The organism is Streptomyces sp. NPDC041796 (assembly GCF_055590785.1).
This window is the reverse complement of the sequence record NZ_JBVJAH010000007.1, coordinates 220,555-244,274: the sequence shown is the minus strand read 5'-3', so window position 1 is coordinate 244,274 and position 23,720 is coordinate 220,555. Positions and strand designations below refer to the sequence as shown.

The 23,720-nt window shown below is 74.2% G+C and carries 25 protein-coding genes; 15 read left to right on the top strand and 10 right to left on the bottom strand.

Going from position 1 to position 23,720, the window contains the following annotated elements:
- Positions 1-15 precede the first annotated feature (15 nt).
- The 4 genes from ACZ6C1_RS16660 (at position 16) to ACZ6C1_RS16645 (ending at position 2,347) form a co-directional block, all read left to right on the top strand.
- Positions 16-732, top strand: coding sequence for a vWA domain-containing protein (locus ACZ6C1_RS16660; RefSeq protein WP_469241632.1), 717 nt, complete (start codon positions 16-18; stop codon positions 730-732).
- The gene (locus ACZ6C1_RS16655; protein WP_469241630.1) at positions 729-1,286 is read left to right on the top strand and encodes a HutD/Ves family protein; all 558 of its coding nucleotides are present in this window, start codon (positions 729-731) and stop codon (positions 1,284-1,286) included. Before ACZ6C1_RS16660 ends, ACZ6C1_RS16655 begins: the two co-directional genes overlap by 4 nt.
- Before the next feature lie 94 nt (positions 1,287-1,380).
- Complete coding sequence (locus tag ACZ6C1_RS16650) at positions 1,381-1,815, top strand: hypothetical protein (RefSeq protein ID WP_469241628.1); 435 nt, start codon at positions 1,381-1,383, stop codon at positions 1,813-1,815.
- A 55-nt stretch (positions 1,816-1,870) separates the two neighbouring features.
- Positions 1,871-2,347 carry a pyridoxamine 5'-phosphate oxidase family protein gene (locus tag ACZ6C1_RS16645; protein ID WP_469241626.1) on the top strand — a complete coding sequence of 159 codons (477 nt, stop codon included), beginning with the start codon at positions 1,871-1,873 and terminating at the stop codon, positions 2,345-2,347.
- Positions 2,348-2,409: 62 nt separating this feature from the next.
- On the opposite strand, the gene ACZ6C1_RS16640 is transcribed toward ACZ6C1_RS16645, so the two are convergent.
- Together ACZ6C1_RS16640 and ACZ6C1_RS16635 are read right to left on the bottom strand one after the other, a co-directional pair.
- On the bottom strand, positions 2,410-3,402 hold the full coding sequence (locus ACZ6C1_RS16640) for an acyl-CoA dehydrogenase family protein (RefSeq protein ID WP_469241624.1): 993 nt from the start codon (positions 3,400-3,402) through the stop codon (positions 2,410-2,412).
- On the bottom strand, positions 3,402-4,517 hold the full coding sequence (locus ACZ6C1_RS16635; RefSeq protein WP_469241622.1) for an acyl-CoA dehydrogenase family protein: 1,116 nt from the start codon (positions 4,515-4,517) through the stop codon (positions 3,402-3,404). The genes ACZ6C1_RS16640 and ACZ6C1_RS16635 overlap by 1 nt, the downstream gene beginning before the upstream one ends.
- A gap of 46 nt (positions 4,518-4,563) precedes the next feature.
- On the opposite strand from ACZ6C1_RS16635, the gene ACZ6C1_RS16630 reads away from it, so the two are divergent.
- The 5 genes from ACZ6C1_RS16630 to ACZ6C1_RS16610 all read left to right on the top strand — a co-directional run bounded on the left by ACZ6C1_RS16630 (position 4,564) and on the right by ACZ6C1_RS16610 (position 9,233).
- The gene (locus ACZ6C1_RS16630) at positions 4,564-5,346 is read left to right on the top strand and encodes an SDR family oxidoreductase (protein WP_469241621.1); all 783 of its coding nucleotides are present in this window, start codon (positions 4,564-4,566) and stop codon (positions 5,344-5,346) included.
- 15 nt (positions 5,347-5,361) lie between these two features.
- Positions 5,362-5,979 carry a TetR/AcrR family transcriptional regulator gene (locus ACZ6C1_RS16625; RefSeq protein WP_469241619.1) on the top strand — a complete coding sequence of 206 codons (618 nt, stop codon included), beginning with the start codon at positions 5,362-5,364 and terminating at the stop codon, positions 5,977-5,979.
- Positions 5,980-5,989: 10 nt separating this feature from the next.
- On the top strand, positions 5,990-7,147 hold the full coding sequence (locus ACZ6C1_RS16620; protein WP_469241617.1) for an acetyl-CoA C-acetyltransferase: 1,158 nt from the start codon (positions 5,990-5,992) through the stop codon (positions 7,145-7,147).
- Between the two features lie 175 nt (positions 7,148-7,322).
- Positions 7,323-7,526, top strand: coding sequence for a cold-shock protein (locus ACZ6C1_RS16615; protein WP_005318814.1), 204 nt, complete (start codon positions 7,323-7,325; stop codon positions 7,524-7,526).
- 105 nt (positions 7,527-7,631) lie between these two features.
- Positions 7,632-9,233: a DEAD/DEAH box helicase gene (locus tag ACZ6C1_RS16610; protein WP_469241615.1), complete on the top strand. Its 1,602-nt coding sequence runs from the start codon at positions 7,632-7,634 to the stop codon at positions 9,231-9,233.
- A 228-nt stretch (positions 9,234-9,461) separates the two neighbouring features.
- Here ACZ6C1_RS16610 and ACZ6C1_RS16605 read toward each other — a convergent pair whose 3' ends face one another.
- Genes ACZ6C1_RS16605 through ACZ6C1_RS16590 form a run of 4 tightly spaced genes read right to left on the bottom strand, consistent with a single transcriptional unit; the run spans position 9,462 to position 12,851 of the window.
- A complete protein-coding gene (locus ACZ6C1_RS16605; RefSeq protein WP_469241614.1) occupies positions 9,462-10,523 on the bottom strand; it encodes an NAD(P)H-dependent flavin oxidoreductase in 1,062 nt (353 codons plus the stop codon).
- Positions 10,523-11,263 (bottom strand): CoA-transferase subunit beta, encoded by a 741-nt coding sequence (locus ACZ6C1_RS16600; protein ID WP_469241612.1) that lies wholly within the window; start codon positions 11,261-11,263, stop codon positions 10,523-10,525. The genes ACZ6C1_RS16605 and ACZ6C1_RS16600 overlap by 1 nt, the downstream gene beginning before the upstream one ends.
- Positions 11,242-12,093: a CoA transferase subunit A gene (locus ACZ6C1_RS16595; RefSeq protein ID WP_469241610.1), complete on the bottom strand. Its 852-nt coding sequence runs from the start codon at positions 12,091-12,093 to the stop codon at positions 11,242-11,244. Before ACZ6C1_RS16595 ends, ACZ6C1_RS16600 begins: the two co-directional genes overlap by 22 nt.
- Positions 12,090-12,851, bottom strand: a complete 762-nt coding sequence (locus ACZ6C1_RS16590) for an enoyl-CoA hydratase family protein (RefSeq protein ID WP_469241609.1) — start codon at positions 12,849-12,851, stop codon at positions 12,090-12,092. The genes ACZ6C1_RS16595 and ACZ6C1_RS16590 overlap by 4 nt, the downstream gene beginning before the upstream one ends.
- 63 nt (positions 12,852-12,914) lie before the next feature.
- On the opposite strand from ACZ6C1_RS16590, the gene ACZ6C1_RS16585 reads away from it, so the two are divergent.
- The gene (locus ACZ6C1_RS16585; RefSeq protein ID WP_469241607.1) at positions 12,915-13,679 is read left to right on the top strand and encodes an SDR family oxidoreductase; all 765 of its coding nucleotides are present in this window, start codon (positions 12,915-12,917) and stop codon (positions 13,677-13,679) included.
- 196 nt (positions 13,680-13,875) lie between these two features.
- Positions 13,876-14,844 carry an SDR family oxidoreductase gene (locus ACZ6C1_RS16580; protein WP_469241922.1) on the top strand — a complete coding sequence of 323 codons (969 nt, stop codon included), beginning with the start codon at positions 13,876-13,878 and terminating at the stop codon, positions 14,842-14,844.
- On the opposite strand, the gene ACZ6C1_RS16575 is transcribed toward ACZ6C1_RS16580, so the two are convergent.
- Positions 14,841-16,079, bottom strand: a complete 1,239-nt coding sequence (locus tag ACZ6C1_RS16575; protein WP_469241605.1) for an alpha/beta hydrolase family protein — start codon at positions 16,077-16,079, stop codon at positions 14,841-14,843. The two genes, ACZ6C1_RS16580 and ACZ6C1_RS16575, sit on opposite strands and share 4 nt — an antisense overlap.
- 120 nt (positions 16,080-16,199) lie before the next feature.
- Between ACZ6C1_RS16575 and ACZ6C1_RS16570 the strand changes: the two genes are divergently transcribed.
- From ACZ6C1_RS16570 to ACZ6C1_RS16560, 3 genes are all read left to right on the top strand, one after another.
- A complete protein-coding gene (locus ACZ6C1_RS16570; RefSeq protein WP_469241603.1) occupies positions 16,200-17,285 on the top strand; it encodes an ArsR/SmtB family transcription factor in 1,086 nt (361 codons plus the stop codon).
- Between the two features lie 80 nt (positions 17,286-17,365).
- Positions 17,366-17,752: a guanyl-specific ribonuclease gene (locus ACZ6C1_RS16565; RefSeq protein WP_469241601.1), complete on the top strand. Its 387-nt coding sequence runs from the start codon at positions 17,366-17,368 to the stop codon at positions 17,750-17,752.
- Between the two features lie 10 nt (positions 17,753-17,762).
- Positions 17,763-18,044: a barstar family protein gene (locus ACZ6C1_RS16560; RefSeq protein WP_469241599.1), complete on the top strand. Its 282-nt coding sequence runs from the start codon at positions 17,763-17,765 to the stop codon at positions 18,042-18,044.
- Between the two features lie 199 nt (positions 18,045-18,243).
- Here ACZ6C1_RS16560 and ACZ6C1_RS16555 read toward each other — a convergent pair whose 3' ends face one another.
- Together ACZ6C1_RS16555 and ACZ6C1_RS16550 are read right to left on the bottom strand one after the other, a co-directional pair.
- Complete coding sequence (locus ACZ6C1_RS16555; protein ID WP_469241597.1) at positions 18,244-19,722, bottom strand: ankyrin repeat domain-containing protein; 1,479 nt, start codon at positions 19,720-19,722, stop codon at positions 18,244-18,246.
- A 57-nt stretch (positions 19,723-19,779) separates the two neighbouring features.
- Positions 19,780-20,673 carry a hypothetical protein gene (locus tag ACZ6C1_RS16550; RefSeq protein WP_469241595.1) on the bottom strand — a complete coding sequence of 298 codons (894 nt, stop codon included), beginning with the start codon at positions 20,671-20,673 and terminating at the stop codon, positions 19,780-19,782.
- A gap of 428 nt (positions 20,674-21,101) precedes the next feature.
- Between ACZ6C1_RS16550 and ACZ6C1_RS16545 the strand changes: the two genes are divergently transcribed.
- The gene (locus ACZ6C1_RS16545; protein WP_469241593.1) at positions 21,102-21,905 is read left to right on the top strand and encodes a S1 family peptidase; all 804 of its coding nucleotides are present in this window, start codon (positions 21,102-21,104) and stop codon (positions 21,903-21,905) included.
- A gap of 40 nt (positions 21,906-21,945) precedes the next feature.
- On the opposite strand, the gene ACZ6C1_RS16540 is transcribed toward ACZ6C1_RS16545, so the two are convergent.
- The gene (locus tag ACZ6C1_RS16540) at positions 21,946-23,688 is read right to left on the bottom strand and encodes a glycoside hydrolase family 35 protein (RefSeq protein WP_469241591.1); all 1,743 of its coding nucleotides are present in this window, start codon (positions 23,686-23,688) and stop codon (positions 21,946-21,948) included.
- Between the last annotated feature and the right edge of the window lie 32 nt (positions 23,689-23,720).

The window sequence follows — 23,720 nt, the reverse complement described above, 5'->3', positions numbered from 1 at the left end:
GCATAGTCTCCCCGTATGCCGATCAGCCTCCGGAAGATGGAAGAGACCGCCCCGGCCCTGGTGAGCCTCTACAAGAGCGCGGGCGTCTCCCTGCGCAAGCACGGGCTGAGCGGTGAACGCGCCGCGGTCTACCTGGTCGTCGACTACTCGGGGTCGATGAAGCCGTACTACAAGGACGGCAGCGTCCAGGCGCTCGCCGACCGGGTGCTGGGCCTGTCGGCCAACCTGGACGACGACGGGCGCGTCCCGGTGGTCTTCTTCTCGACCGACATCGACGCCGAGACCGACATCGCGCTCGCCGACCACCGGGGCCGGATCGACCGGATCGTGGCGGGGCTCGGCCACATGGGCAAGACCAGCTACCACCTGGCCATGGACGCGGTCATCGACCACTACCTCGACAGCGGCGCCACCGCCCCGGCACTCGTCGTCTTCCAGACGGACGGCGGCCCCATCAACAAACTCGCGGCCGAACGCCACCTGTGCAAAGCGGCGAAGCTGCCGCTGTTCTGGCAGTTCATCGGCTTCGGGGACCCCGACAGCCGCCAGTTCGACTTCCTCCGCAAGCTCGACGAGCTGGCCGTCCCCGCCAAGCGCTGTGTCGACAACGCGGGCTTCTTCCACGCGGGTACCGACCCGCGCCGCGTACCCGACGCCGAGCTGTACGACCGGCTGGTCGCCGAGTTCCCCGCCTGGCTCGCCGCCGCCCGCGCCCAGGGCATCGTCCGATGACCGCCGTGCGGGTGCTGCGGGCGGCCGACCGGACGGCGGCGCCGTGGAAGAACGGCGGCGGTGTCACGCGTGAGATCGCCGCCTCGCCGGAGCGTGCCGGCACGGACGGCTTCGAGTGGCGGGTGAGCCTCGCGGACGTCGGCGCCGACGGGCCGTTCTCCGCCTTCCCCGGTACGGAGCGGATCCTGACCGTCGTGGACGGCAGGGGCATGCACCTCGTGGCAGGTGGGCGGCGCCTCCTCGCGGAGCGGTACCTCCCGCGGCCCTTCCCCGGCGACGTCCCCACCCACGGGCGGCTCCTCGCCGGTCCCGTCGTCAACCTGAACGTGATGCACAAGCGCGGCGCGGTCACGGCGGCCGTCGCCGTCGTACGGGGCGGGCTGCCCGTCCCGGTTGCGCCGGACACGACGGTGCTCGTCGTCGCCCTGGACGCGCCGGCGGAGGTCGCGGGCGTGGAACTGGGGCGGTACGACGCGGTGTTGTGCGACGCCCCCGGGCCGTCCGTACGCACGGACGGGTACGCGGCGATCGTCACGCTCGGCCGAACGGGCTGAGCCGGCCGTGTGATTGTGCCCGGCCCCTCGTGACCGGCAGCGCCCCGCGGGTAGTGCTGCACCTCGGGGTCGGCCACCGACAGGAGACATTCACATGCGCCGTGCAGGGTTCACCGTCGCCGCCGCGACCGCGCTCACGCTGGCAGCCGCCGGGCAGGGCTGGGCGACCACGTCCAGTGGAGACATCACCGCCAGCTGGGGCGACCGCACCCGGATCCAGGTGACCTGGGTCGACCGGAACTCCTTCCACGACGGAACGCTCGCCGTCGCCGACCAGACGTGCGACGACAAGTCCGTCTACGCCACCCTCACCATCCGGACGGGCTCCGGCACCACCCTCGCGTCGGACGACAGGCACAACACCCGGGGCTGCGGTACGACCGCCGACTTCCGGAACATCCGGGCCACCGACCCCAGCGGCATCAAGAGCGTCACGATGACCCTGTGCCGGAGGGAGGCCGGGACGCCCGACCACTGCGAGACGCGGTACACCAGCTTCAACCCGTACAACCCGTCCCTCACCTTCTGATTCCCGCCGCCGATACCCGACAGGAGGTGTCGGGTATCGGCGGTTGCATGGGGCCATGGCTTTCAGTTGGGCAGACTTCCGGGCGGCGGAGCCGGACTTCGCCGAGACCGTCTCGCAGCGCTTCGCGGCGTACACGCACCACGTCCTCGCCACCCTGCGCAAGGACGGCTCCCCCCGCGTCACCGGGCTGGAGGTGACGTTCCGCTCCGGCGAGCTGTGGCTCGGCATGATGCCGAGGTCCCGCAAGGCCCAGGACCTGATGCGCGACCCGCGGTTCGCCCTCCAGGCCAACCCCGGCAGCGGCACGGACATGGGCGGCGGTGACGTACGCGTCGGCGGCCGGGCCGTCGAGGTGACCGACCCGGACACGGTGGCGCGGCTCGCGGGCGAGGTGGGCGCGCCGCAGCCGTTCCACCTGTTCCGCGCGGAGCTCACCGAGGTGGTGCGCACCTCGGTCGAGGGCGACCGGCTCGTCGTCCAGGTGTGGCACCCGGGGGAGCCGCTGCGCACGGTCAGCCGCGGGAACGACTAGCGCGACCGGCCCGTGCCAGCCTCCGAATGCGCGGCGGGCACCTGGATGCGCTGACCCGGCGGTCACCGGGGAGGCCCGGCCGAAGGGTCACCGTCCAGCACCCGCTCCCGGCACCACGCGGGCGTGCCCCACGCGTCCCGCAGCGGGCGCGCCTTGCGCAGCCAGAGCGCCAGGTCCAGCTCCTCGGTGTAGCCGATGGCGCCGTGGAGCTGGAGCGCGGTGCGGGCGGCCCCGTACGCCGCCTCCCCGGCCGTCACCTTGGCGGCCGCCACATCGGCGGTACGCGCCGACAGCGCCGCCCCGTACAGCAGCGGGCGGGCGAACTCCAGCGCCAGCAGGGTGTCCGCCAGCCGGTGCTTGACCGCCTGGAACGAGCCGATCGGCGCCCCGAACTGGGTGCGCTGCTTCACGTACGCCACCGTCCGGTCCAGCAAGGCGTACCCGACGCCCAGCGCCTGCGCGGCCGTCGCCAGCGCCGCCCAGTTCGCCGCGTGCCGCGCCGCCGCCGCCACGTGCGGCCCCGCCGCGAGCACCTCTCCGCCCGGGGCGGGCCGTGCGAGCCGCCGCGCCGGATCGGCGCTCACCCGGACGGGGCCGTGTCCGGGGGCCACCCGCAGTTCGTCGCCGGCCACCACCAGGACCAGACCGGCCCGGTCGGCGTCCAGGGCGTACCCCGGCCCGTCCGCCAGCGTCGCCGTCAGCTCCCCCGCCGCGAGCGGGGGCAGCAACCGCTCGGCGGGCCCGCCGTCCCCGAGCCGACCGAGCAGCGCCGCGACCGCGACCGTCTCCACCACCGGACCGGGCACCGCGTGCCGCCCCAGTTCCACGAGCGCGAGTGCCACCTCCAGCGGCAAGGGGCCCAGCCCGCCCTCGTACTCCTCCGGCACCGCGAGGGCGAACACCCCGGCCCCGGCCAGCCGCGCCCACAGCGCCCGCCCCGGGCCCGGGTCCCCGGCCGCCCACGCGCGCACCACCGACGGGGTGTCCGACGCGGTCAGCATCGCGTCCAGCGACCGGGCGAACTCCCGCTGCTCGTCCGTCAGGCGCAGGCGCATCAGCGGCGGCCCTTCGGCAGGCCGAGCAGCCGCTCGGCGATGATGTCCCGCTGGATCTCGTTCGTCCCGGCGTAGACGGGCCCGGCGAGCGCGAAGGTGTACCCCTCCGACCAGGAGCCGTCGAACTCGCCCTCCGGTCCGAGCAGTTCGAGCGCCGTCTCGTGCAGGGCGATGTCGTACTCGGACCAGAACACCTTGTTCAGGCTGGACGCGGGGCCCGTCCCGGACCCGGCGGACGCGGCGAGCTCCGTGAACAGCTGGTACGCCCGGGCCCCGATCACCGCGTCCGCCACCCGGTCGCGCGCCGCCGCGTCCCGGCCGCGCTCCCGCCACAGCCGCACCAGCCGGCCGGCGGCGGCCAGGAAGCGGCCGGGGGAGCGCAGCATCAAGCCCCGCTCGTTGCCGGTCGCCGACATCGCGATCCGCCAGCCGTCGCCGGGCGCGCCGATCACGTCCTGGTCCGGGACGAACACCCCGTCCAGGAACAGCTCGGCGAACGCCGGCTTGCCGTCCAGCCGCGGAATCGGCCGCACGGTCACCCCCGGTTCCCGCAGCCCGAACATCAGGTACGTCAGGCCCTGGTGCGGGCGGGGAGCCGCCGGATCCGTACGGAAGATCCCGAACGCGCGGTCGGCGAACGCGGCCCGCGACGACCACGTCTTGTGCCCGTACAGCAGCCAGCCGCCGTCCGTGCGCTCCGCCCGGGAGCGCAGGGAGGCGAGGTCGGAACCGGCCTCGGGTTCGGACCAGGCCTGCGCCCACACCGTCCCGCCCCTCGCCATGGGCGGCAGGACGCGGTCACGCTGTTCCTCGGTGCCGTGGTCGAAGAGGGTCGGAGCGAGCAGGCTGATGCCGTTCTGCGAGACCCGGCCGGGCGCCCCCGCCGCCCAGTACTCCTCCTCGAAGGCCAGCCAGGGGAAGAGCCCGGCCCCCCGCCCGCCGTACCGCTCCGGCCAGTCGACCACCGACCAGCCGCCCGCGTGCAGCTCCGCCTCCCAGGCGCGGTGCGCCTCGAAGCCCTCCGCCGTCTCCAGGGACGGCAGCGGCTCGGGCGGTACGTGGGCGGCCAGCCAGTCACGGGCCTCGGCCCGGAAGGCTCCGAGGGACTCGTCCATCGCGCTCCCCTTCCCTAACAAGCGTTTGGCAGGTTAGCGTACGGTCATGAAGAGCGTCGAGTACGTCCCCGCTCACGGCCTGCTGGCCGGACGTACCGCCGTCGTCACCGCGGCCGCGGGAGCAGGGATCGGCGGCGCCACCGCACGCCGTTTCCTGGAGGAGGGCGCGCGGGTCCTCATCAGCGACGCCCACACCCGCCGCCTGAAGGAGACCGAACGGGCGCTGGCCGAGGAGTTCGGGCCCGCTGCCGTCGCCGCCCAGCCCTGTGACGTCACCGAGGAGCCCCAGGTCCAGGCCCTGTTCGCGGAGGCGGTACGGCTCCACGGCCGACTGGACGTGGTCGTCAACAACGCCGGTCTCGGCGGGACCGCGCACCTCGCCGACATGACCGACGAGCAGTGGGGCCGCGTCCTGGACGTCACGCTGAACGGCACCTTCCGCTGCACCCGGGCGGCGCTCCGGCTGCTGCGCGACCAGCCGGGCGGCGGGGTCGTCGTCAACAACGCCTCCGTCGTCGGCTGGCGCGCCCAGGCGGGGCAGGCCCACTACGCCGCCGCCAAGGCGGGCGTCATGGCACTCACCCGCTGCGCGGCGCTCGAAGCCGCCCCGTACGGCGTCCGCGTCAACGCCGTCGCGCCGAGCCTGGCGATGCACCCGCACCTGGTGAAGGTCACCTCCGCCGCACTGCTGGAGCAACTGACCGCGCGCGAGGCGTTCGGGCGGTACGCCGAGCCCTGGGAGGTCGCCAACGTGATCGTCTTCCTCGCCAGCGGCTACGCCTCGTACATGACCGGCGAGACCGTGTCCGTCAGCAGCCAGCACGCGTAGGCCCACAATGTCCCCGTGCCGAAGCAGACGAAGAAGCCCCAGGTGACCGCCCCCGCGCCCGAGCGGCGCGCCGAACTCCTCGCCACCGCGGCCGAGGTGTTCGCCGCGCACGGGTACAACGCCACCACCGTACGGAAGATCGCCGACGAGGCCGGCATGCTCGCCGGCAGCCTCTACTACCACTTCGACTCCAAGGAATCGATGGTCGACGAGATCCTGACCGACTTCCTCGACGAACTGTGGACCGGGTACGACACCGTCCTCGCCGCCGGGCTGGGGCCGCGCGAGACCATCGAGGCGCTCGTCACCGAATCGTTCCGCGAGATCGACCGCCACCGCGCCGCCGTCGCCATCTACCAGAAGGAGTGGCGCCAGCTCGCCACCCAGCCGCGCTTCCAGTACCTCTCCGACTCCCAGGCGAAGTTCGAGAAGGCGTGGCTCGGGACGCTGGAGCGCGGCGTCGCCGCCAAGGTCTTCCGCGCCGACCTGGACGTCCGCCTCACCTACCGGTTCGTGCGCGACACCGTGTGGGTGGCGGCGTCCTGGTACCGGCCGGGCGGCCTGCACAGCCCCGAGGAGATCGCCCGCCAGTACCTGTCGATGGTGCTGGACGGTATCGCCGTACGAACCTAGAGGAGTGGTGATGGGCCAGGCATTCATCGTCGAAGCGGTACGCACCCCCGTCGGCCGGCGCGGAGGCGGCCTGGGCGCCGTCCACCCCGCCGACCTCGGCGCCCACGTCCTGAAGGCGCTGGTCGCCCGCTCGGGCATCGACCCCGCCGCCGTGGACGACGTGGTGTTCGGCTGCCTGGACACCGTCGGCCCGCAGGCCGGTGACATCGCCCGTACGGCCTGGCTGGCGGCCGGGCTGCCGGAGGAGGTGCCGGGCGTCACCGTCGACCGGCAGTGCGGCTCCTCGCAGCAGGCCGTGCACTTCGCCGCCCAGGCGGTCATGTCCGGCACCCAGGACCTCGTCGTGGCGGGCGGCACACAGAACATGACCATGGTCCCGATCGCCTACGCCTCCCGGCAGGCCGCCCTGCCGCTGGGCCTCGACCAGGGGCCCTTCGCCGGCTCGGAGGGCTGGCGGGCCCGGTACGGCGACGCCCCGGTCAACCAGTTCGCCGGCGCCGAGATGATCGCCCGGCAATGGGGCATCACCCGGGCCGACCAGGAGGAGTACGCGCTCACCTCGCACCGGCGGGCGGTCCGCGCCCTCGACGAGGGGCGCTTCGCGCGCGAGACGGTGGCGTACGGGACGGTCGGGGCGGACGAGGGCCCGCGCCGGGACACGAGTCTGGAGAAGATGGCCGGTCTGGGGCCCGTCCTGGAGGGCGGCACCGTCACCGCCGCCTGCTCCTCGCAGGTCTCCGACGGCGCGGCGGCCCTGCTGCTGGCGAGCGAGCGGGCCGTCGCCGCGCACGGCCTGACGCCCCGGGCCCGCATCCACCACCTCTCGGTACGCGGCGAGGACCCCATCCGCATGCTGACGGCACCCATACCCGCCACCGCGCACGCCCTGAAGAAGGCCGGGATGACCATCGGCGACATCGACCTCGTCGAGATCAACGAGGCGTTCGCCCCCGTCGTCCTCGCCTGGATGGCCGAGACCGGCGCCGACCCCGATCGTGTGAACGTCAACGGCGGCGCCATCGCGCTCGGCCACCCCCTGGGCGCGACGGGCGCCCGCCTGATGACCACGCTCCTGCACGAACTGGAGCGCACCGGCGGCCGGTTCGGGCTCCAGACGATGTGCGAGGGCGGCGGCCAGGCGAACGTGACGATCATCGAAACGCTGTAGAGATCCATGGCGTGCCCTGTTGCGGTCGGCCCGCCGGGATGGTGTGCTACGGTTGTCCACGTTGCAGTTTTGGTACCCATGAACTTTATGTGCGCCTGACGGGAATGATCCTCAGGCGCATTATTGTTTTACCGGCTTTCTCCGGATGGGGCCCCGACACCATCAGGAGAAAATTATGGCCACCGGTACCGTGAAGTGGTTCAACTCGGAAAAGGGCTTCGGCTTCATCGAGCAGGACGGCGGCGGCGCCGACGTCTTCGCCCACTACTCCAACATCGCCACCTCGGGCTTCCGTGAGCTCCAGGAAGGCCAGAAGGTGACCTTCGACGTCACGCAGGGCCAGAAGGGCCCGCAGGCGGAGAACATCCTCCCCGCCTGATCACCGGATACGCATCACCGGTATCTCGCAGCCGGGACCCGCACCATGCAGTCGCAGGTGCGGGTCCCGGCTTGCGCTGTGCTCAGGCCCAAGGAAGGCAAATGTATGACGACGACTCGATCCGAACGCCCCGCCCGTAAGCGCCCCGCGAGGACCGGAAACGTGGCTTCCACGCGCTCCTCGAACGGCCGGACGGCCGGAAACGGCAAGGCGCCCGCCCGCAGCACGGGCAACCGCGCCACCCTCGCGCCCCCGCGCGAATTCACCCTGCCGGAATCCGCCACCCCCGCGCTCCCCCCGGTCGCGGCCTTCGACGACCTCGACATGCCGGCCGCCCTCCTAAAGACGCTCACCGCCCAGGGTGTCACCGAGCCGTTCCCGATCCAGGCCGCGACCCTGCCGAACTCCCTCGCGGGCCGCGACATACTCGGCCGCGGCCGCACCGGCTCCGGCAAGACCCTCGCCTTCGGCCTCGCCCTGCTCGCCCGCACGGCCGGCCGGCGCGCCGAGCCCAAGGCCCCGCTCGGGATGGTCCTCGTCCCCACGCGCGAGCTGGCGCAGCAGGTGACCGACGCCCTGACCCCGTACGCGACCTCCGTGCAGCTGCGTCTCGCCACCGTGGTCGGCGGCATGTCGATCAGCCGCCAGGCGGGCGCGCTGCGCCGCGGCGCCGAGATCCTCGTCGCCACCCCCGGCCGCCTCAAGGACCTGATCGAACGCGGCGACTGCCGCCTCGACCAGGTGTCGGTCACCGTCCTGGACGAGGCCGACCAGATGGCCGACATGGGCTTCCTCCCGCAGGTCACGGCGCTGCTGAAGCAGGTCGAGCCGGACGGCCAGCGCATGCTGTTCTCCGCCACGCTCGACAAGAACATCGACCGGCTGGTGCGGATGTTCCTCACCGACCCCGTCGTGCACTCCGTCGACCCGTCGGCGGGAGCGGTCTCCACCATGGAGCACCACCTGCTGTACGTCGCCGACGAGACCGACAAGAAGGCCGTCACCGCCCGCATCGCGGCCCGCGACGGCCGGGTCATCCTCTTCCTGGACACCAAGCGGTCCGTGGACCGGCTGGTCAAGCGGCTCCTCGCCAGCGGCGTGCGCGCCGCGGGCCTGCACGGCGGCCGCTCGCAGCCGCAGCGCAACCGGACCCTGGACCAGTTCAAGAACGGCCAGGTCACCGCGCTGGTCGCGACCAATGTGGCAGCCCGTGGCATCCACGTCGACGACCTCGACCTCGTCGTGAACGTCGACCCGCCCACCGACCACAAGGACTACCTGCACCGCGGCGGCCGCACCGCCCGCGCCGGCGAGTCCGGCAGCGTCGTCACGCTCGTCCTGCCCGAGCAGAAGCGCGACATGAGCCGGCTGATGTCCCACGCGGGCATCACCCCGCGCACCGCCCGGGTGAAGTCGTCCGACGAGGAGCTGGCCCGGCTCACCGGCGCCCGCGAGCCGTCCGGCGTCCCGGTCACCATCGAGGTCCCGCAGCAGGCCCAGCCGGCCTCGGACAACTCCGGCAAGCCCGGCCGCCGCCGTCCCCGCCGCAGCGGCCAGGGCACCGGATCCGGCAACGCCGCCACGGCCGCCGCCGCGAGCACCCAGGCAGGGGCTTCGCGCCGCCGGGGCCGCACCGCCACGGGCGGCGGCCAGGGTGGCGGCACGGGCCGCCCCGCCGGTCGCGGCGGACGCCGCACCGCCGCGTAGCGCCCCGGTCCCGCCTCAGCCGACCAGCCGGGCCCGGAGCGCCGCCAGTGTGCGGTGGTCCGGGCCCGGCCGGGCGGTCGGGTACCAGTACAGGCCCCGTACACCTCCGACACCGCCGCCGGCACCGCGTGCCGGTACTCCGTCCGTACCTCCCGCAACAGGCGAGCAGGTCCGGGTTCCGCATCGGCCCCGCCTGCTTCGGATGCGCGCGCCTGGGCGTCGTCAGGGTCATGGCCCGACTCCTTCGGCCGGGGGCAGGGAACGGAGCACGCGCTGTGCCTCGGACATGACGCGCCGGACGAGGTCCTCGCAGCTCGGGAGGTCCTCGATCACCCCCGCGACCTGCCCCGAGGCCATGACGCCCAGGTCGGTGCGGCCCTCGACCATGGACGCCCGCAGGAGCATCGGTGTGTTCGCGGCGAGCAGGACCTGGCTCCACGACAGGTCCCTGCCGTGTCTCATGGCCCGCCCGTCCCGGACCAGCCGCCACCACGACAGGCCCGACAGCTTCCGGAACCGTGCCGCCCGCCCCACCGCCTCGGTCAACGCCCGGACGCGGCCCGCCCGTTCGAGGGAGGCGACGAGGTCGGTACGGAGCATGCGGTGCGGCAGACCGTCGACGGCGGTCGTCACCGTGACGTCCGTGACCGTCGCCGCCAGATAGGCGGCCTTCACCGGGTCGGGAACGGGTGAGTCGGAGGTCAGCAGGAACCGGGTGCCCATGGCGATGCCCGCCGCGCCGTACGCGAGAGCCGCCACCAGCCCGCGCCCGTCGTGGAACCCACCCGCCGCGACGACCGGGATGTCCACCGCGTCCACGACCTGCGGCAGCAGGACGGAGGTGGCCACCTCACCGGTGTGCCCCCCGCCCTCGGCGCCCTGCACGACCACCGCGTCCGCGCCCCACGCCGCGACCTTCTCCGCATGGCGGCGGGCGCCGACGGACGGGACGACCACCACACCCGCGTCCTTCAGCTCGGCGATCAGCTCCCGCGAGGGCGCGAGGGCGAACGAGGCGACCCGTACGCCCTCGTCGACGACGATCCGCACCCGCTCGCGCGCGTCGGCCGCGTCCGCCCGCAGGTTGACGCCGAACGGCGCATCCGTACGGGACTTCACCTTCCGCACCGCCGCCCGCAGCTCGTCGGTCGTCATCGTCGCGGAGGCGAGGATCCCCAGGGCGCCCGCGCGGGCCGTGGCGGTGACCAGGCGTGGCCCGGCGACCCAGCCCATGCCGGTCTGCACGATCGGGTAGCGGACGCCGGTCAGCCGGGTGAGGGCCGTTTCCATCAGGCCACGACCTCCCGGTCCCGGGTGCCGTGCGGGTCGAGGACCTCGCGGATGAGGGTGAGTTCGGCGGCGGTGGGCTCGCGGGTGCAGGGGACGTCGTCGGGGACGGCGAGCGCGAACCCCGTGGCCGCCGCGACCTGCTCGACGGTGACACCCGGGTGCAGCGACGCGAGGCGCATGGACCGGTCGGGGGTGGCGAAGTCGAAGACGCCGAGGTCGCTGACGACGCGCGGGACGCGGTGGAACCGGGCGGCGCCGGGAGGGACGCGGTCGTACCCGACCCCGCACACCATGTCGACGCGCTCGACGAGGACACGGGGGGAGTGGCGGGGGATCCAGTAACTGGTGGGGTTGTTGAGGGTGTTGACGGGCGCGCCGCGCACTCCGAGGAGCTGGCGGGTGGGTTGGGCCCAGTCGCCGACGCAGGAGATGTTCTGGTTGCCGTACCGGTCGAGCTGGCTCGCGCCCATCATCACGTGCCGTCTGCCGCCGGTGACCAGGGCGAGGTGGCGGCGGTAGGGGAGCCAGCCCTCGACCGTGCCGTCGGGGCGGACGAGCATCGCCTCGCCGTCGGTGAGCAGCAGGTCGGGGGAGAAGGTGAGCCGGGCGAGGCGGGCGCCGAGGGAGGGGATGAGCCCCATGGGGCTGGCCAGGATCTCGCCGTCGCCGCGCCATGCCTCGGCGCACGCGATCACGCAGTACTCCGCACGGGACACGGTCACTTCCGTTCCTCCCGCCATGCCTGGACGGCCGCCTGGTAGGCGTGTTCGCTGCCGCCCGACAGGAAGCGGTCGGCGAACTCGGGCCAGGGGGTCGTCGCGTACAGCTTCTGGAACGCCTCGTCGCGCCCGTGGTCGGGGGCGCAGGAGGTGAAGTGGGCCCCGTTCGGGGTCTCGACGACGCCGGTGACGTACTGGCGCTGGATGAGCAGGGTCTGCGGGGCGGCGTCCTTGGTGAGCTCGGCGGTCTCGACGAGCCGTTCGCACGAGACGTACGCGGTGTCGGCGGCCTGGCAGAACAGGTCGTCGAAGTAGGGGTCCGGGCCCAGGTACTGGCCGTTGCCGAGACGGTCGGCGCGGTTGACGTGGACGAGGGCGGCGTCCATGCGCAGCGCGGGTACGGCGGTGAACTCCTCGCCGTCCTCGTACGGGGACCTCACCGTACGGAGGTCCGGGTTGACCCGCATGACGTCGGAGCCGAGACCGGCGCGGACGGGGAGGAAGGGCAGCCGGTGGGCGGCGGCGTGCAGGCCCCACATGAACATCGCCTCGTCGAGCTCCGTCAGGGCGAGGGCGCCGCGCTCGCGGGCGGCCCGGAAGTGCGGCTCCAGCGGGATGGAGTCGAGGGTGGCGAACGCGGCGACGAGCCTGCGGACGCGTCCGGCGGCGGCGAGGAGGCCGACGTCGGGGCCGCCGTACGAGACCACCGTGAGATCGGTGATCCCGGACCGGAGCAGTGCTCTCACCAGGGCCATGGGCTTGCGGCGCGAGCCCCACCCGCCGATCCCGATCGTCATGCCGCTGCGCAGCCGCGCGACGGCCTCGTCGGGTGTCATGGTCTTGTCGGTCACGACGCCCCCTCCTTCCCGGTCTCCCCGAAGGTGTCGCGTACGCGGTCGGCGGTCCCGCTCAGGGACGCCTCGAAGGTGAAACCCTGCTCGAAGCGGTAGCTGCGGCGTACGTCGACGGGGTCGATGCCGTTGATGGCGGCCTTGGCGAGCCGCAGCAGGCCACCGTCCTTGCGGGCGATCTCCCGTGCCAGCTCCAGGGCGGCGGCCGGCAGTCCGTCGCACGGCACGACCCGCCACACGGACCCATGGGCGTGCAACTCGGCGGCGGTGACGGTGCGCGAGGTGTAGTACAGCGCCCGCATCAGGTGCTGGGGGACCAGCCGGGCCAGGTGGGTGGCGGCGCCGAGCGCGCCCCGGTCCAGCTCGGGCAGCCCGAAGGCCGCGTCGTCACAGGCGACGATCGCGTCCGCGTTGCCGACGAGCCCGACGCCGCCGCCGAGGCAGAAGCCGTGCACCGCCGCCACGACCGGCACCTCGCACTCGTACACCGCCGAGAACGCCTCCGCGCAGCCCCGGTTCACCCCCCTCAGCGCTCTGCGGTCGGGGCCGTCCCGCTGCAACTCCTTGATGTCGACGCCCGCGTTGAAGCCGCGCCCGGCCGCGGCCAGGACCACGCAGCGGACGGCCGGATCGCGCCCGGCCGCTCGGACGGCGTCGGCGAGCTCGTACCAGCCGCGCACGGGCAGGGCGTTGACGGGCGGGAAGTCGACGGTGACGCGTGCGATGCCCTGGTCGGGGCTCGTGGTGGAGACACCCATGAGCGGATCAGCTACCTTTCCACCAAACATTTGTTAGGTGTTCTTCGGGGAAGGTAGCAGCGGATGGAGCTGGACGGGAGAGTCACGGTCGTCACCGGCGGCACCCGAGGCGTCGGCGCGGGCATCGCCCGGGCGTTCCTCGCGGCGGGCGCCCACGTCGTGGTCTGCGCCCGCCACCCCCCGCAGGAGCCGGTGGAGGAGGCCGGGCGGCACGCCGAATTCCGGGCCGTCGACCTGCGGGAACCGGCCGCAGTACGGAGCCTGTTCGCGGCCGTCGTCGCCGCACACGGCCGCCTCGACGTCCTGGTCAACAACGCGGGCGGCACGCCGTACCGCCCCCTGGCGGAAGGTGCCGTCGAGCGGCACGCGCGCGTGCTGGAGCTCAACCTGCTCGCCCCCCTCACGGCTTGTCTCGCCGCCTACGAACACCTCCGCGCCACCCGCGGCTCCGTCGTCATGATCGGCAGCGTGAGCGGGACGCGACCCTCGCCCGGCACGGCGGCCTACGGCGCGGCCAAGGCGGGCCTGGACAGCCTGGCCCGCTCGATGGCCGTGGAGTGGGCCCCGGAGGTGCGGGTGAACACGCTGGTCCCCGGCATGGTCCGCACCGAGCTGGCCCACCTGCACTACGGCGACGACGCGGGCGTCGAGGCCGTCGCGCGCACCGTCCCGCTGGGGCGGCTCGCCGAGCCGTCGGACGTCGGCGGCGCGGCGGTCTTCCTCGCCTCCGACCGCGCCGCCTACATCACCGGCGCGTCACTCCTCGTCCACGGCGGCGGCGAACGGCCCGCCTTCCTGGACGCCGCAACCGCCAACAGGGAGGTCTGACATGACGGACACCGGAAACACCTCCGGGAGCACGGGAGCCTTCGGTGGCGCGGAGGGTGCCGGAGGGGCGGAGGGCGCTGTGGGCGCTGGGGTGGGTGGTGCGGGGGGTGCCGGGGGCGCCGGGGCGGGTGGTGGTGCGGTCGGGGCCGGTGGTGCGCGGGACGCCGGGAGTGCGAGGGGCGCCGGGGGTGCGGGGGTGGGTGGTGGTGCGCGGAGTGCCGGGCGCGTCCGTGGCGCGGAGGGAGCCGGGATCTGCGCGGGGCGTGTCGTGGCCGTCACCGGGGCCGGACGGGGTCTGGGCCGCGCCCACGCCCTGGCGTTCGCCGCCGAGGGCGCCCGCGTGGTCGTCAACGACCTGGGCGTCGGCCTCGACGGAGCCCCGGCCGCCGACGGCCCCGCCGAGCGGGTGGCCGAGGAGATCCGTACCGCGGGCGGTGAAGCCGTCGCGCACAGCGGTGACATCGCCACCACCGACGGCGCCGCCTCCCTCGTCACCACCGCCCTCGACGCCTTCGGCCGGCTGGACACCCTCGTCAACAACGCGGGCTTCCTGCGCGACCGCATGCTCGTCAACCTGGACGAGGACGACTGGGACGCCGTCGTACGCGTCCACCTCAAGGGCCACTTCCTGCCCTTGAAGCACGCCGCCGCCCACTGGCGCGCCGAGGCGAAGGAGGGCCGTCCGCCTCGTGCCCGCGTCGTCAACACCAGCTCCGGAGCCGGTCTCCTGGGCAGTGTCGGCCAGGCCAACTACGCCGCCGCCAAGGCGGGCGTCCTCGCGCTCACCCTCGTGGCGGCCGCCGAGCTCGGCCGCTACGGCGTCCAGGTCAACGCCCTCGCCCCGGCCGCCCGTACACGGATGACCGAGCACACCTTCGCCGCCACCATGGCGGCCCCCCGCGACGACGGCTTCGACGCCATGGCGCCGGAGAACGTCTCCCCGCTCGTCGTCTGGCTCGGCTCCCCGGCCTGCGAGGGCGTCACCGGCCGGGTCTTCGAGGCGGAAGGGGGCCGCATCACCGTCATGGACGGCTGGCGCCCCGGCCCCAGCGCCGAGAAGCCCGCCCGCCGGCGCCCGGCCGAAGCGGGGGAAACGGTCCGCGCGTTGCTGGCCACGGCGGCGCCCCCGCTCCCGGTGTACGGGACGGACCCGGCCACGCCCTAGTGCCGCCCCTCCGCCCGGGCGGGCACGTGCCGGGCGAAGAACGCGCACACCTCGCCCCGTACGGCAGGCACCGACTCGGCCGGGTCCGCCGCCCCGACCAGCAGGATCCGTTCCTCCGAGGTCATCAACCCGGCCGCCTGCAACTGGGGCGCCATGGCGGCGTAGTCGGTGAACACGGCGTGGGCCGCGCCGTCGAGCCGCCCACGGCGCACCCTCCCGCCCGGATGGCTGCACAGGGCCGACCAGGAGGGCTCCAGTCCCCGCCGGTCGGGGAAGCCGTCGGTGTGCAGCAGGAGCAGCGGCCGGTCCACCCCGTACCGGGCGACCGGGAACAGCTCGCCGGCCCCGCCCGGCACCTGGGGCGGGTGGTCCAGGTAGCCCTCCAGGTCGACCGCGGCGGCGATGCGCCGGTCCTCGTACAGTGCCTGGGCCGCCGTGGTGCCGCCCGCCGAGTGGCCGTAGACGCCCACTCGGCGGAGGTCCAGCGCCCGGCCGAGGTGCTCGGGCAGCGGGCGTCGCGTGGCGTCGGGGTTCCGCCCGGCCGCCAGGGCCTCCAGCCGGTCGAGGACGAACCGGACGTCCGCGACCCGAGTGCCGATCATGGTGCGGAAGAGCCCCGGGTCCGTCCGCGGGCCGCCCCGGAAGACGGTCGAGCGGAGGAGGGTCTTCCGGTACGGCGTCGTGACGGGGAACTCCACCTCGCTGGCGTCCCCGGGGTGATCGACGGTCACCACCACATGGCCCCGGCTCGCCAGTTCCTCGGCGACCCCGGTCCCCAGGGTGCGGGCGTCCCCGCCGCCCGGGCTGTAGAGCACGACCGGCCGGCGCACCGGACGCGCGGGCGCCCCCACGTGCGCGTGCGTCATGGTGGCCGCCCAGTCCACCCCCGACTCCGGCAACTCCGGGTGCACGCGCAAGGGCACGAGCCCGGCGAACGACTTCGCGGCGCACTCGGTCATCTGCGGGGCACGCGGGTAACCCCGGACCGTACGGGCCGGGTAGAAGACCGTGACCATCAGCTCCCGCACCGGAATCGTGGGGTCCCACGGGTCACTCCGGTCACGGTCGACCAGGTACAGCGTGGTGACGCCGACCGGGAACGGCCCGGTCGGCGCCGACAGCCTCAAGATGACATCGCCTCTCGCCGACGCGGTACCGCCGCCGAACAGCAGTGAGGCCGTCGCGAGCGCGGCCGCCTTGGCGACGGTCCGCCGGTCCATTCCGGCATCGAACATGACTCTCCCCTTGCACATGGTCCGTGGTGAGCTGTGCCCGCATGCTGGCGCGCGAAGGGCAGTCCGGGCGATCGTTGAGGCTCAGCCCGAAACGATGGCGCGCCGCCGCCGGGGAGCGTAGTGATCAGGATCCACTTCACCGCCGCCGACTTCTCCCGTGTGCGGTTCTCCGCCCGGCCCGCCCCGCTGCAGGAGCTCAACGCCGCCTTCATGACGGTGTTCCACCCCGGGCCCCGCCCCGCCGGTGACCTGCTCCTCGGCCGCTGGAAGCGGCGGCTGCTCACCTCCCTCCCGGCGACGGCCGGACCGCTGGGGGACCTGGCCCCCGCGGGCCGGGCGCCCCGCTTCCTCGACGTGCTCGACGACAGCCTGGAGGACGCCCTGGACACCGTCCGGGCGACCCGCCCAGGCCTGGTCCGCTCCGAGCTGGAGCGCGTGTACGCCCACCCCACCGCACCCGCCCCGCCCTGGATCCATGACCTGCGCCGGGGCGACGGCGACGCCTGGCGGCTCCTGCGCCGCGCCCAGCACGCGGCGTTCGGCAGCGTGCTGCGCCCGGTGTGGAACGTGGTGCAGGACCTGCACCGGGCGGAGTTCACCCGCCACGCCCTGACCGTGGCCGAGCACGGCCTGGGCGCCGCGCTCACCGACCTCGTCCCCGGCAGCCGGATGCGCGACGCGGTGTGGGAGTGGGAGGCCCCGGAGGAGCGCGCCGTCGAGCTGAACGGCCGTGGCCTGCTCCTGCTGCCGACCTTCCACTGGACCGGCCGACCCCTCCTCGCCGATCCGCCCGGCGGCCCCCTCGGCCTGACCTGCCCCGCCGGTCCGGGCCTGCCGCCCCTGCCCTCGGCGGACGCCGGCACGCACGACTCCCTGGCCTCGGTCCTCGGCCGCACCCGCCTGGACATCCTGCTCCTCCTCGCCGAACAGCACACCACCGGCGGGCTCGCCCGGCGGCTGCGCGTCAGCAACGCCACCGTGTCCGCCCACACCGCAGCCCTGCGCGGCGCCGGCCTGATCACCACGGTCCGCGAGGGCAAGTCCGTACGGCACCGGCGCACCGCGCTGGGCAGCCTGCTGGTGAGCCGTCACGCGGGGCCGTCCCCGGCCGGCACACCGGCGACGGCGACACGGCGGACCGCGGCGGTCCGCGAGGGCGGGGCGGACACGGCGTACGCAGGAGACCTTCACCGTCTCACCCCGTAAGTGTCCAGGGCGTCAACATCCGGGGAACACCGCCCAGTTGGCGTTGACGTGCCCACATCTACACGCGTCATCATCGGCGTATGCGAATCCCCCCACGGTTCACCCTCTTCGCCGGCGCCGCCGCGCTGCTGTCCACCCTGTTCACCGGGCCGGCCACGGCCGCCCCCGCCACGATCGCGGCGGTCGGAGACATCTGCCACTCCGCCCTGCCGTCCCAGGCGCACGACACCCTGGACCTCATCGAGTCCGGCGGCCCCTACCCCTTCCCGCAGGACGGCACCGTCTTCCAGAACCGCGAAGGCATCCTGCCGAGCCGGACCACCGGCTACTACCACGAGTACACCGTCGTCACCCCCGGCTCCGACACGCGCGGCGCCCGACGCGTCGTCACCGGCGACGCCGACCGGGAGGACTACTACACCGCCGACCACTACGAGTCCTTCGCCCTCGTCGACCACACCTGCTGACCCCGCCGTCATGCCGACCCTGTACGTGATCGAGGGCCGCCGGGTCACCGGGCCGGACGGCTTCTGGCGGGCCGTCGGCGAAGCCGTGGCCGGACCCGGCGGCTACTTCGGCCACAACCGGGACGCCTTCGCGGACTGCCTCAGCGGCGGCTTCGGTACGCCGGAGGATGGCGACTTCACCATCGAGTGGCGCGATCACGACGTCTCGCGCCGCGCCCTCGGGCCTGCGCTCTTCGACGAGCTCGTGGAGATCATCGAGGAGCGGGCACCGGGGGCGCTCCGGCTGCGCTGACGTCCGGGCCCGAGGGCAGGGCGCTCCGGTCGCGCTGACGTCCGGGGCCCTGCGGCAGGGCGCTCCGGCTGTCCTGAGCCCCGGGCCCGGAGCCAGGGCGCTCCGGCTGTCCTGAGCCCCGGGCCCGGCGGCGCGCCCCGGCCGCACGCCCCACCGGCGGGAGTCCTCGGCGCGCCGCCCGCGGCGCCCGACCCGGCGGTCAGCGGCGGCGCGGCAGGGTGTGCTCCAGGCGCCGCCTGGCGCGCGCGTCCCGTACGTGCTCCAGGGCGCCCTCGGCGACACCGCGCACCGAACTGCCCGGCGCCGCGCCGCCCAGGATGCGGGCCAACGCCTCCAGGGCACGGTAGTCCTGACGCTTCGCCAGGCCCCGGGCGGCCTCGGCGGCGGTATCCGTGTCGGGGTCGTCGAGCCGGGCGGCCAGGGCCTCCCGGAGGGCCGGGGAGTCGTCCGGCACCTCGGCGAGCGCCAGGGTCGCCCAGTCGCGCACCTCGGGGACCGCGTCGCGGCTCAGTCCGATCAGCGCCTCCACGCCCTCGCGGTGGCCGGCCGGCACCAGCCCGGTGAGCGCGACGGCGACCCCGCGCCGTACGCCGGCGTCCGGGTGTCCGGCGTGCCGGAGGACCTCCGGCAGCGCGGCCGGGTCGCCGTGCCGCCCGAGCGCGCCCACGACGGCCGCCACCAGCTCCGCGTCCCGCGCCTCCCGCGCCACCTCCCGCAGCACCGGCAACGCCCGCGCCGCGCCGGAGCCGAGGCCGCCGAGGACGTCCACCGCGAAGGCCCGGCGCAGGGGGTCGTCGCTCGCCGCCCAGGTGACCGCCGCCCCGAACGTCTCCTCGTCGCCGCGCAGGCACAGCGCCCGCACCGCCTCGGTCCAGTCGTCCTGTCCCGGGTCGCCGCAGCGCAGGGCCCGCCCGGCCAGCTCCTCGTGACCGGCACGGATGCCCAGCGCCTCCTCCAGGAGCGTGGCGATCGCCGCGTGGCCGGTCTGCTGTTCGGCGCCCGGCCCGGGCACCCCGTCCCGCAGCAGCTCCACGACGACGGTCACCCCTCCGTCCTCCGGTACGCGGCGGGTCACGACCTCGTACCCGTCCGGCCCGTACGCCTCGGCCAGGTCCCGCCGCAGCGCCTCCGCCACATCCGTCCCGGTCCACCGCCGGGCCTCGCGCAGAGCGTCCTCCCGGCCGGGCGCGCCGCCCGCCAGCAGCGCCCGCACCACCGACGGCGAGCCGCGCCGGGCGGCGGCGACCAGCGGCAGCTCTCCGCCCGGCGCCGGACCGGGCAGGCCGGGGTCGGCCCCGTACTCCAGCAAGGCCTCCACGGTGTCGGCGAACCCTTGCCGCACCGCCCACGCCAGCGCGGTGAACCCGAACTCCTCGCGCTGGTCCGGTCCCGCCCCCGCGGCGAGCAGCGCCCTCACCGCGCCGGTGTGCCCACCGCACGCGGCGCCGCACAACGGCAGGTCACCGTCGCCTTCCCCGCTCGCCCGGCCCGGGTCCGCCCCGGCGGCGAGCAACAGCCGGACGATCCCCGCCCGGCCGTTCACCGCGGCCTCGTACAGGGCGGTCCGCCCTTCCCCGTCGGCCGCCTCGGCCGGGACGTCCGCCCGCAACAGCCGTACCACCGTGTCCTCGTCGCCGCCGTGGACGGCTTCGAACAGGTCTTCCACCTCGCTGGTCATGGTCCGACCCTCACCCGTCGGCACCCGCCCCGCCAAGTCGATTTCGTCCTGGGCGTCTTATGTGTCGCATTCCAGTACCGTCCGGCACAGCCCGCAGCGGGCCCGCACCCGCCCCCGTACCGGAACCCGGATGCGCTGCTGGCAGGTGGGGCAGGGGAACGAGACGCGCAGCCCGGCGTCCTGCCCGCCGCTTTCGAAGGCGTACGGCAGTCCGGTGGTGGCCCCCGGGTGGTCCCGTGCGTTGCGGCGGTCCTTGGCGTACCGGTGCCGTCCCGCCCAGCCCGCCGCGGTCAGCGGTGGCTGCCGGCCGTCGCGCAGTGCCCGGGCCCGGCCGTCGGTGTACGCGACGTACGCCCGGGGGCTGGTAAACCACGGCGACGGGTCCTCGCCGAACACCAGCGCCCGCTTGGCCAGGACGTATCCGAATTCCTCCGGTGTCAGATAGCCCAGCTTCTGGCTCGACACGCCGTCCTCGCGGTACGCGTCCAGCAGTAGCCAGCCGGCCCCGAGGTACGTCGTCACCGTGTCGGTCAGGATCTCGTTGTCCCGCGTGCCGGGAAAGCTCAGGCCGAGCCGGTGCAGCAGTACGTGGGTGATCTCGTGGGCGAGGGCCGCCCCGATGTCCCGGCGGTGTGTACGGAAGCGGTCGTTCAGCTCGATGAAGTACTCGGGGCCCGCCGCCAGTTCGACGCTCGCCGCGTGCGTCATCTCCCGGAAGCCGACGATCATCCGCGCGTCCGGCAGCCGTAGCTGCTGCACCAGTGCGTGGGCGACCCGCTGCGCGCCCAGGTGGAGGTCGTCGTCCTCGGCGAAGGCCACGTCGGCGGGGGCGACGCTGGTGGCGTAGGCGTACAGCCCTTCCTGGGTCACCCGCCGGTACAGGGCCGTGATCGCCGCCCGCACGGTGTCGAGGTGCGGGTAGCCGTGCACGACCTCACTGCCGTTCGCCACGTCCCTACCCCCATGTGCGACGTCGACCCTCCTCCACTGTAAGGGCCCGCGCGCGCCGGGCGAGGGCAACCGGGGCGGCGCCGGCGAGGTCCATCGGGGGTGCCGGGCGAGGTCCCCCGGGGGTGCCGGGCGAGGTCCCCCCGGCGTGCCGGGCAAGGTCCACCGCGCGTGCCGGTCGAGGTCCACCGGGGTGCCGGCGAGGTTCACCGCGCGTGCCGGTCGAGGTCCACCAGGGTGCCGTGGGACGGCCTGCCGGGGTGCCGTGGGACGTCCTGCCGGGGATGCCGTGGGGCGGTCGCCCAGGTGTCGGCGGGTGGCCGAAAACGCCGCCTTGTGGTCCCTCCGGCGGCCTCCGGATAATCCGGGACACGCCTTGACGGGACCATGTCATTGAGCTGCCTCGCGGCACGGACCCCCGCCATGCGCGCATGGTTCAACCCCCCACGAAAGGCAGACAGTTGAACAAGCTTCTTCGCACCCTCAAGAGATGCGCGGCTGCCGCCGCCGTGGCCCTCGCCGCGGTCAGCCTCCAGCCCACCACCGCCTCCGCGGCCCCCCAGCCCGTCGTCGGAGGAACCCAGGCCGCACAAGGCGAGTTCCCGTGGATGGTCCGCCTCTCCATGGGCTGTGGCGGCTCCCTGCTCACCCAGCAGATCGTGCTGACCGCCGCCCACTGCGTCAGTGGCTCCGGCAACAACACCAGCATCACCGCCACCGCCGGTGTCGTGGACCTGCAGAGCTCCAGCGCCATCAAGGTCCGCTCCACCAAGGTCCTCCAGGCGCCCGGCTACAACGGGAAGGGCAAGGACTGGGCGCTGATCAAGCTCGCCCGGCCGATCAACCTGCCCACGCTGAACATCGCGACGAACACCGCGTACAACAGCGGCACCTTCACCGTCGCCGGCTGGGGCGCCACCCGAGAAGGCGGCGGCCAGCAGCGCTACCTGCGCAAGGCCACCGTGCCGTTCGTCTCGGACGCGAGCTGCCAGCAGTCGTACGGCTCCGACCTCGTGCCCGGCGAGGAGATCTGCGCCGGCTACGCCCAGGGCGGCGTCGACACCTGCCAGGGCGACTCCGGCGGCCCGATGTTCCGCCGTGACAACGCCGGCGCCTGGATACAGGTCGGCATCGTCAGCTGGGGCCAGGGCTGCGCACGGCCCGACTACCCCGGTGTCTACACCGAGGTGTCCACCTTCGCCTCCGCCATCAAGTCCGCGGCGGCGACCCTCTAGCTGCACGGGGGCAGGCCCGGCGGGGCCTGCCCCCTTCCCGCTACTCCAGCCGTACGGCCGCCCCGGCGCCCTCCAGCTCCAGCACCCAGACCTCGTTCGCCCCTTCCCGCAGCACCGGTCCAGGCACGAACAGCGACTCCTGCGGCCCCACCCCCCAGTACCGCCCCAGGCAGAACCCGTTCAGCCACACGAACCCCCGTGTCCAGCCCGGGAGTTCCAGCGCCGCGTCCCCCGCACCGGACACCTCCGCCACCCCCCGGTACAGGCCCGGCGCACCCTCCCGCGACACCGGCGTGAACGGCACCTTCGCCACCCCGTCCGCCGTGAACGCGTCCACCCGCAGCCCCCGCGCCCGCACCCCGTGCACGTACTGCCGCTCGTGCAGCACCCCGCCCGTCACGCCCTTGCCCTCCGCGAGCCGCGGCCCGTAACTCACCCGCCCCAGCGATTCCACCCACAGCTCCACCGCCGCGGGCCCCGCCACCGGCTCGGCCAGCACCGCGTCCTCGGTGTCGAGCACACCCGCCCGCACCCCGTCCACGTACACCACCGCCCGGTCCCTGAGCCCCGTCACCCTCAGCGGATACGGCGGCCGCGGCCCCGGAACCTCCAGCCGGTAGCGGACCACGCCCCGGTCCACGCCCAGCTCCTCGAAGGACGGCGGCACCGGCCCGTCCCACTCCTCGTCGCCCAGCGCCTCCAGCACGCCGTCCAGCGGCGCCCACTCCCCGAGCGGGGCGACCACGGGCCCGGCCAGCCGCACCGGCGGCGCCGGAACCGGCGGCAGCGGACCGGCCGCGTACCGCTCCAGCACCGCCCGGAACGCCCAGAACTTCGCCGTCGGCAGACCCGCCTCGTCGACCGGGGCGTCGTAGTCGTACGACGTCACCGTCGCCTCCAGCGGCCCGTCGTGCCGCGCACCGGACCGGTTCGCCCCCGCCCACCCGCCGAAGTTCGTCCCCCCGTGCGCCATGTAGACGTTGACCGACGCCCCGCACTCCAGCACCTCCGCCAGAGCCGCCGCCGCGTCCCCGGCGTCCCGCACCGCATGCGCGTCGCCCCAGTGATCGAACCAGCCGCACCAGAACTCCATGCACATCAACGGCCCCCGCGCCCGGTGCCGGCGCAACACCTCGAACGCCGCCCGCGCCCCCGACCCGAAATTCACCGTTGCCAGCACACCCGGGATCGACCCGCCCGTCAGCATGTGGTCCTCCGGCCCGTCCGACGTGACCAGCGGCACGCCCACCCCGCACGCCTCCAGCAGATCCGCCACGTACCGCAGATAGCCCCGGTCCGAACCGAAACTCCCGTACTCGTTCTCCGCCTGCACCATGATCACCGGACCACCCCGGTCCACCTGCCGCGCCACCACCTGCGGCAGAAGCGTGCGGAACCACCGGTGCACATGCACCAGGTACTCCGCGTCCTCCGTCCGCACCCGCCGTCCCACCCGCCCCGTCAGCCAGTGCGGCAGCCCCCCGTTCTCCCACTCGGCACAGATGTACGGACCCGGCCGCACGATCGCCCACAACCCGGCCGAGTGCACCGCGTCCAGGAACCGCCCCAGCGCCGCCACGTCCCGGTAACGCCCCGCCTCCGGCTCGTGCAGATTCCACGGCACGTACGTCTCCACACAGTTCAGGCCCATCGCGCGCAGCATCGCCAGCCGGTGGTCCCACTGCTCCTCGTGCACCCGGAAGTAGTGCAACGCCCCCGACAGCACCCGCACCGGCCTGCCGTCCAGCAGAAAATCCCGCTCACCCACCGTGAACTCGGCCACGAACCCACCCATCTCCTGGTCACGTACTGCGA

Excerpts from the sequence above, each read along its gene's own strand:
- ACZ6C1_RS16660 (WP_469241632.1), top strand. The coding sequence starts at position 16 with ATGCCGATCAGCCTCCGGAAGATGGAAGAGACCGCCCCGGCCCTGGTG.
- ACZ6C1_RS16645 (WP_469241626.1), top strand. The coding sequence starts at position 1,871 with ATGGCTTTCAGTTGGGCAGACTTCCGGGCGGCGGAGCCGGACTTCGCC.
- ACZ6C1_RS16565 (WP_469241601.1), top strand. The coding sequence starts at position 17,366 with ATGCGAATCCCCCCACGGTTCACCCTCTTCGCCGGCGCCGCCGCGCTG.
- ACZ6C1_RS16610 (WP_469241615.1), top strand. The coding sequence starts at position 7,632 with ATGACGACGACTCGATCCGAACGCCCCGCCCGTAAGCGCCCCGCGAGG.
- ACZ6C1_RS16560 (WP_469241599.1), top strand. The coding sequence starts at position 17,763 with ATGCCGACCCTGTACGTGATCGAGGGCCGCCGGGTCACCGGGCCGGAC.
- ACZ6C1_RS16555 (WP_469241597.1), bottom strand. The coding sequence starts at position 19,722 with ATGACCAGCGAGGTGGAAGACCTGTTCGAAGCCGTCCACGGCGGCGAC.
- ACZ6C1_RS16575 (WP_469241605.1), bottom strand. The coding sequence starts at position 16,079 with ATGTTCGATGCCGGAATGGACCGGCGGACCGTCGCCAAGGCGGCCGCG.
- ACZ6C1_RS16650 (WP_469241628.1), top strand. The coding sequence starts at position 1,381 with ATGCGCCGTGCAGGGTTCACCGTCGCCGCCGCGACCGCGCTCACGCTG.
- ACZ6C1_RS16605 (WP_469241614.1), bottom strand. The coding sequence starts at position 10,523 with ATGGAAACGGCCCTCACCCGGCTGACCGGCGTCCGCTACCCGATCGTG.
- ACZ6C1_RS16615 (WP_005318814.1), top strand. The coding sequence starts at position 7,323 with ATGGCCACCGGTACCGTGAAGTGGTTCAACTCGGAAAAGGGCTTCGGC.
- ACZ6C1_RS16585 (WP_469241607.1), top strand. The coding sequence starts at position 12,915 with ATGGAGCTGGACGGGAGAGTCACGGTCGTCACCGGCGGCACCCGAGGC.
- ACZ6C1_RS16635 (WP_469241622.1), bottom strand. The coding sequence starts at position 4,517 with ATGGACGAGTCCCTCGGAGCCTTCCGGGCCGAGGCCCGTGACTGGCTG.
- ACZ6C1_RS16545 (WP_469241593.1), top strand. The coding sequence starts at position 21,102 with ATGGTTCAACCCCCCACGAAAGGCAGACAGTTGAACAAGCTTCTTCGC.
- ACZ6C1_RS16655 (WP_469241630.1), top strand. The coding sequence starts at position 729 with ATGACCGCCGTGCGGGTGCTGCGGGCGGCCGACCGGACGGCGGCGCCG.
- ACZ6C1_RS16590 (WP_469241609.1), bottom strand. The coding sequence starts at position 12,851 with ATGGGTGTCTCCACCACGAGCCCCGACCAGGGCATCGCACGCGTCACC.
- ACZ6C1_RS16640 (WP_469241624.1), bottom strand. The coding sequence starts at position 3,402 with ATGCGCCTGCGCCTGACGGACGAGCAGCGGGAGTTCGCCCGGTCGCTG.
- ACZ6C1_RS16600 (WP_469241612.1), bottom strand. The coding sequence starts at position 11,263 with ATGGCGGGAGGAACGGAAGTGACCGTGTCCCGTGCGGAGTACTGCGTG.
- ACZ6C1_RS16630 (WP_469241621.1), top strand. The coding sequence starts at position 4,564 with ATGAAGAGCGTCGAGTACGTCCCCGCTCACGGCCTGCTGGCCGGACGT.
- ACZ6C1_RS16620 (WP_469241617.1), top strand. The coding sequence starts at position 5,990 with ATGGGCCAGGCATTCATCGTCGAAGCGGTACGCACCCCCGTCGGCCGG.